Consider the following 1,168-nt stretch of genomic DNA (forward strand, 5'->3'; position numbering starts at 1 on the left):
TTGATGCCTTTTTGGCATCGTTTTCATCACAGCAAAAGCCAGGAAGACAAAAAATGAGTGTAGCACTATTATGAAATCTTATTTAGCATGAGGTGATATAGTCACATCACTCAAAGGACCAACCGAGTTTAAATCTTTATATACTGGAACAGAGGCATTAGAATAAACTTCCGCTTTCTGTTCATCTGAATCAACAACAATAGTTATTCTAGACATATTTATTTTCCTCATTAAAGTTTAAATAAAACTCAATCAACTTACATATAAAAATTTAAAATATACAGTATTACCACTTAATTAAAGATACTCTTTAACCATCATAGAACCACTATTACCTTCGAAAATCAATTCCCCAATGTATTACGTGGACTTTACACATCACAATAATTCACCAGAACATTAAGATATCCATATTATAAATAAATCATTAATGAGACATATCTAAAACAAATCACAATAATATAAAACTATAGCAGATATATAGTTTGTGTCAACGTTCTGCTGCAATGAAATCACTATTATTTAAGATTTATTGAAATTATATAATATATAAAAAACATATATAAAAAAAATTGAAATGAAAATTATTACCATTATGTTATTCACATGAAATTATAATATTAATCTTGGTTACTATAGTGCTATATAGTTCTATTCTTTATTTTACAGATTTACCTTTATCCAGTGGACTATCATAATTCACTCACAACGTTAAAATTACAACAAATAAAACCCTAGTATCCTAAGAATATATTTCTGCTATATTTGCATCAATAATATTTTCATTACCAATTGATTATATATTCTACAAGATAACAGATGAACATTCTTAAAATCATTCTCTTTCTGATGAAAGAAAATTAGCTTAATAATAGAAAAATAATTTTTACTGTAGATTTTAGCCACTCAAATTATGCTGAATACAACTAATTGCCCCTTCATCAATCCACCAATAAACTATACCCGTCATCTTTCAAGTTGCCTCTTTGTTGGCGGCACTCACTCACCCCGGTCACATAGTTATCTATGCTCCCGGGGATTCGCTCCCTTGCCGTCGCGATCCATCTTGAAATCCATAGGGTATAAATAAGATTTCATAATAGTGCTACACTCATTTTTTGTCTTCCTGGTTTTTGCTGTGATGAAAACGATGCCAAAAAGGCATCAA

At 29.6% G+C, this 1,168-nt stretch carries 1 protein-coding gene; it reads right to left on the reverse strand.

Annotated elements, in window-relative coordinates; genetic code table 11:
- Positions 1 to 78 precede the first annotated feature (78 nt).
- Positions 79 to 216 carry a hypothetical protein gene (locus Phpb_RS26005; protein WP_165603282.1) on the reverse strand — a complete coding sequence of 46 codons (138 nt, stop codon included), beginning with the start codon at positions 214 to 216 and terminating at the stop codon, positions 79 to 81.
- Between the last annotated feature and the right edge of the window lie 952 nt (positions 217 to 1,168).

It is taken from the genome of Photorhabdus namnaonensis, from assembly GCF_001684335.1.
GTDB lineage: Bacteria > Pseudomonadota > Gammaproteobacteria > Enterobacterales > Enterobacteriaceae > Photorhabdus > Photorhabdus namnaonensis.

Bases quoted from the DNA above. Each gene is read 5' to 3' on its own strand.
- Phpb_RS26005 (WP_165603282.1), bottom strand. From the start codon at position 216: ATGTCTAGAATAACTATTGTTGTTGATTCAGATGAACAGAAAGCGGAA.